This window comes from Lutibacter sp. (assembly GCF_040883305.1).
Classification (GTDB): Bacteria; Bacteroidota; Bacteroidia; order Flavobacteriales; family Flavobacteriaceae; genus Lutibacter.
In genome coordinates this window covers 1-5,194 of the sequence record NZ_JBFLKT010000184.1, presented here as the reverse complement: position 1 = coordinate 5,194, position 5,194 = coordinate 1, and the positions used below count along the sequence as shown (strand labels likewise).

Here is a 5,194-nt window from a genome sequence, read left to right as displayed (position 1 = left end):
CACTTTAAAACCTAATAAAGTTCCAGACCCTAACAATTCTCTGAAAAATCCTACTATAATAAGTATTACTGCGTAACCCAATGCGTTACCAACACCATCTATAAACGATTTTATTGGTCCATTAGCTAAAGCAAAAGCTTCAAAACGTCCCATAATAATACAGTTGGTAATAATCAATCCCACAAATACAGATAATGTTTTACTTAGTTCATAAGCAAATGCTTTTAACACTAAATCAACAATAATTACTAATGTAGCAACAACAATAAGCTGTACAATAATTCTAATTTTTGGTGGAATTATATTTCGCATTAATGAAATAGTTAAATTCCCCAGTCCCATTACAAAAAGTACTGCAATAGACATTACAATTGATGCTTTTAATTCAGCTGTAATAGCCAAGGCAGAACAAATACCTAATACTTGTATAGTAATAGGATTATTATCTGCTAAAGGATCTGTAATTAATTTTAAATCTTTTTTTGATAAAAGTCCCATAAATTATTGGTTTAATGTTTTTAAATAAGGTAAATACATTTTCAAGTCTTTTTTAAGCATTGCTGCTAAACCATCACCTGTAATTGTAGAACCTGAAATTGCATCAACAGCAAAATCTGTTTTTCTCATATTTTTAGGATCTGCATTACTTTTTGAAACTGCAACACCTTTAAAGGTATCACCATCCATAATATGTTCACCTATAAAATCATCCATAAAAAAGCGTTCTTTTATGTTAGACCCTAATCCTGGTGTTTCACCTGCGTGATCAAAATATACTCCTTGAATTACTAATTGACTGTCTAAAGCAATATAACCCCAAATTGCATCCCATAATCCTTTTCCTCTTACTGGAACAATGTATGATTCTTTACCATCTTTATTTCCAACAAATAATGGTAATCTTCTTTGGTAGTTTTCGCTTTTTGCCAATGCAGCTTCTTTTTTTAAATCTATTAAATAGGCTTTATCATTTTCAACAGCATTCGCACCAGTAATTACCAATTGTTTGGTTATATATTTGTTAAACTCTTCTCCAACAATATTTTTAGATACAAACTCAACACTACTTTCGTCGTTTTCGTTAATACCCATTGCGTATAAAATATTTTGTTGTTTTTCTATTCTTTTGTTTTCAGCTATTTTTTCTTTTAACGAAGACGCTAAAAACGCTAATAATGTACCAACAACTAGAACCATTCCGGTTGCGAACAAAACTGTATAAACGTTACTTTCAGTATTCTTTGCCATTGTTATGCTGTTTTTGATTTTAAACGTTTCAACCTTCTTTTTACATTTCCTTGAACAACGTAATGATCAATAGTTGGCGCAAACACATTCATTAATAGAATTGCTAACATTACACCTTCTGGATAGGCTGGATTAAATACACGTATCATAACTGAGATAAACCCAATAAAGAAACCGTAATACCATTTTCCTTTGTTTGTTTGCGAACCTGTAACAGGATCGGTTGCCATAAATACAATACCAAAAGCTAAACCACCAATTAATAAATGATGCCAAAATTCAGTACTCATTAATGAATAAAACTTACTGCTTTCAGAGATCCATCCAGCATCTACTACACCATTAAAAATAAGCCCCATAACTAAAGCCCCAATAACAGATGATAACATTATTCTCCAACTAGCAACTTTGGTATAGAGTAAATATAAACCACCTAGTAAAATTAATAAGGTAGATGTTTCACCAACAGAACCAGGTATAAAACCTAAGAACATATCTGAAACAGAATAAGCGAATTCTTGTCCTTGTGCTAAACTTCCTAAAATAGTTTCACCAGAAATGGCATCTAATTCGGATCCAGCCATTATTTCATTAGCTCTTTCTTTTGCACCAGCAACCCATACTTTGTCTCCACTCATCCAAGTTGGATATGCAAAGAATAAAAATGCTCTAATTGTTAAAGCAGGGTTTAGAATATTCATTCCAGTTCCACCAAATATTTCTTTACCAATTACAACTCCAAAAATAATTGCAACTGTAAGCATCCATAATGGAGTGTCAATAGGTACAATAAGCGGTACTAACATACCTGTTACAAAATAACCTTCTTCTACTTCGTGTTTATTAATGGTTGCAAAAAATATTTCGATACCTAAACCTACAACATAAGAAACTATTAATAATGGTAATAATTTTAAGGCTCCAATAGATAAATTGTCTAGATTCCAAAATTCAGGACTAAAAAAGCCTATTCCTTCTGGAAAACCATTAATTGCTGCGTTATGCTGAAAACCAACATTAAACATTCCAAAAATGAACAATGGAATTAAAGGCAACACAACATTCATCATTGTACGCTTTAAATCATCAGCTCCTCTTACGTGACTACCTGAATGAGTAGTTTCATTTGGAGTGTAAAAAAGTGTATGAACTGCACCAAACATAGTTTGCCAATTAGTGCCTTCAACTTTACCTTTTATATTATGTAATTTTTCTTTTAATCCCATAATTATCCTATTTCTTTTAACATTAAGTCTAAACCTTTTCTAATAATTTCTTGATGTGGTTGTTTAGAAACACATACAAATTCAGTTAAGGCAAAATCTTCAGGAGCAACTTCGTACATTCCTAAAGTTTCCATTTCATCTAAATCCTGATACATACAAGCTTTTAAAATTTGCATTGGATAAATATCTAAAGGAAAAACTTGTTCATAATTACCAGTTACAACAAAGGCTCTATGTTCTCCATTGGTATTGGTATTTAAATCGTATTTTTTATTTGGAAATAACCAAGAAAAAGTGATGGCTCTTGAAATTGATAACTTATTAAAAACTGGCATTGTCCAGCCAAAAAATTCGTAATCATTTCCTTCAGTAATTACAGTAATTATATTATCATAATACCCTAAATTACCTTTTAAGTTGGTGGCTTTTCCTGTTAAAACATTTCCGCTAATAATTCTATTATTATCACCTTTAAGTTTCTTATCTACAATAGAAGTTACAGTAGCTCCAATTTTTGTTTTGTAATATTTAGGAGCTTCAACAGATGAACCAGCCAACGCAATGATACGCTCAGCATTAAATTTACCTGTAAGTAATAACTCACCAATAATTACTAAATCTTGTGGAGAAATTGTCCAAACGGTTTCACCTTTATTAACAGGGTCTATTTTTGCAATTTGCGTACCTACATTTCCAGAAGGATGTGGTCCTGAAACTGTATGCAACGTACAATGGTTTAAACCTGCTAAAGGAGAATTTGCATTTTTACCTACTGAAACGTGAACAGTACCAGTTGTTAATTTACTTAAAGCGGTAATTGCAGTTTGCAGCTCTTTTTCTTTACCAGCCAATACATAATCGTAATCAGCAGCTAAAGGAGCACTTGCATACGCAGAAACAAAAATTGCTTTTGGTGTATTTGCAGGGTTTGCAATAACATCGTAAGGTCTTTGTTTAATAAATGGCCAACATCCTGAACTTAAGAAAAGACTTTTAATCTCTTCAGCTTTCATAGATTTTGGGTCATTTACGCCAAAATTAACATATTGTTGTTCTGTATCAGCTTGAATTTTAACAGCTAATATCTTTCTTTTTTCACCACGTATAATATCAATCAATTCACCACTTACGGGCGAAGGGAATTTCATTTCTTCATTGGCTTTATTGTAAAAAACAGCTTCTCCTGCTTTTACTTTTTCGCCAACTTTAATAGATAATTTTGGAATGATACTGTGGAAATCTTCAGGTTTTAGTGTGTAAACACTACAAGAATTAGCATTTTCGGTAACCTTTTCAGCAGTACCTACTAGCTTAATATCCAAACCTTTTTTAATTCGAATGTCCTGTGACATATTTTAAGTTTATTTAATAGTCTTTAAAAACGGAGCAAAAATAAGAATTTATAATTTTAGTTTAATGATTTAAATCAACTTTTTATAGCTAAGAATTAAGTTTTCAGCTAGAAACTGAAATATTTACAATTACAATTCTATATTTGGTATAAATTTTGAAGAAAGAATTTTTTAATACCATTTAATTTTGAAGCTATTTTACTCCTGTTTTATTGCAATTTTGTTATTTCAGACAAGCTATTCTCAAGTAAAAATTGAAGATGCAGCAAATATTAAAACCATTATTTTAAAACCGAATTCCGTTAATTCTTACGCACCAATAATAAGACTTGGAGAAAGTTTTCAATTGATTTTTGACGATTTAAATGCAGACGAACACGATTATACCTATAAAATTGAACATTGCGATTATAATTGGAACTCTTCTAATTTATCAGATTCAGAATTTGTAGATGGCTATGCCGAAGATAGAATTAGAGAGTATGAAAACTCATTTAACACCTTGCAACCTTACACTAATTATTGGTTAACAATACCTAACGAAGACACACAACTAAAGATTTCTGGAAATTACAAAATATATGTATTAAATGAAGATGAAGAAATTGTTTTTGAACGAAAATTTGTGGTGTACGAATCTAAAGTAACAGTTGGCGTAACGGTTTATAAAAGCAGGGATATTTCAACTATAAATACCCATCAATCTGTAGAATTTATTATAAACCACCCGAATTTAAGAATTAACAACCCAAAAGAAGAGATTTTACCAGTTGTTTTGCAGAATAATAATTGGCAAACTGCTATTGAAGGTTTAAAGCCACAATTTTACAGAGGTACACAATTGTTATATAAGTACAATAAAGAAACCAGTTTTTTGGCTGGAAACGAGTTCATGTATTTAGATACTAAATTTATTAGAAACACCACCTTAAACATTGCAAAAGTAGAAAAAGGCAAGGATTTATACCACGCGTATTTATATACCAACGAAGAAAGAATAGACCAGCCATACACACTTTTAGAAGATATAAACGGAAACTTTGTTGTAAGAACTTTAGATGGTGATAATAACAATACCGACGCCGATTATGGTTGGGTACATTTTAGTTTAAGTTGTTTAGAAAATTTAGATGGAAAAGACGTTTTTATTAGTGGAAATTTTAACAATTGGCAATTAAACGATACTAACAAACTAACGTATAATGAACAAAGTGGCTTATATGAAGGAAAATTACTACTAAAACAAGGTTTTTACAACTACCAATATGTAACAAAAAACCAAGAAGGTATAATTAACAACAGCGCTATAGACGGTTCTTTTTACCAAACTGAAAACGATTATACAGTATTGGTTTATTACAAAAAATT

Annotated in this window: 5 protein-coding genes; 1 reads left to right on the top strand and 4 read right to left on the bottom strand. The window is 30.9% G+C overall.

Features of this window, described 5'->3' with window-relative positions:
* From AB1Z17_RS05910 to AB1Z17_RS05895, 4 genes are all read right to left on the bottom strand, one after another.
* A partial coding sequence (locus AB1Z17_RS05910) for an NADH:ubiquinone reductase (Na(+)-transporting) subunit D (RefSeq protein WP_368050872.1) occupies nucleotides 1-498 on the bottom strand: 498 nt, incomplete at its 3' end.
* 3 nt (nucleotides 499-501) lie between these two features.
* A complete protein-coding gene (locus AB1Z17_RS05905) occupies nucleotides 502-1,248 on the bottom strand; it encodes a Na(+)-translocating NADH-quinone reductase subunit C (RefSeq protein ID WP_368050871.1) in 747 nt (248 codons plus the stop codon).
* A 2-nt stretch (nucleotides 1,249-1,250) separates the two neighbouring features.
* Nucleotides 1,251-2,474, bottom strand: a complete 1,224-nt coding sequence (locus AB1Z17_RS05900) for an NADH:ubiquinone reductase (Na(+)-transporting) subunit B (RefSeq protein ID WP_368050870.1) — start codon at nucleotides 2,472-2,474, stop codon at nucleotides 1,251-1,253.
* A gap of 2 nt (nucleotides 2,475-2,476) precedes the next feature.
* Nucleotides 2,477-3,826, bottom strand: coding sequence for a Na(+)-translocating NADH-quinone reductase subunit A (locus AB1Z17_RS05895; protein WP_368050869.1), 1,350 nt, complete (start codon nucleotides 3,824-3,826; stop codon nucleotides 2,477-2,479).
* A gap of 187 nt (nucleotides 3,827-4,013) precedes the next feature.
* On the opposite strand from AB1Z17_RS05895, the gene AB1Z17_RS05890 reads away from it, so the two are divergent.
* Nucleotides 4,014-5,194 (top strand): type IX secretion system plug protein domain-containing protein (locus AB1Z17_RS05890; RefSeq protein WP_368050868.1); only part of this gene is annotated, 1,181 nt, incomplete at its 3' end.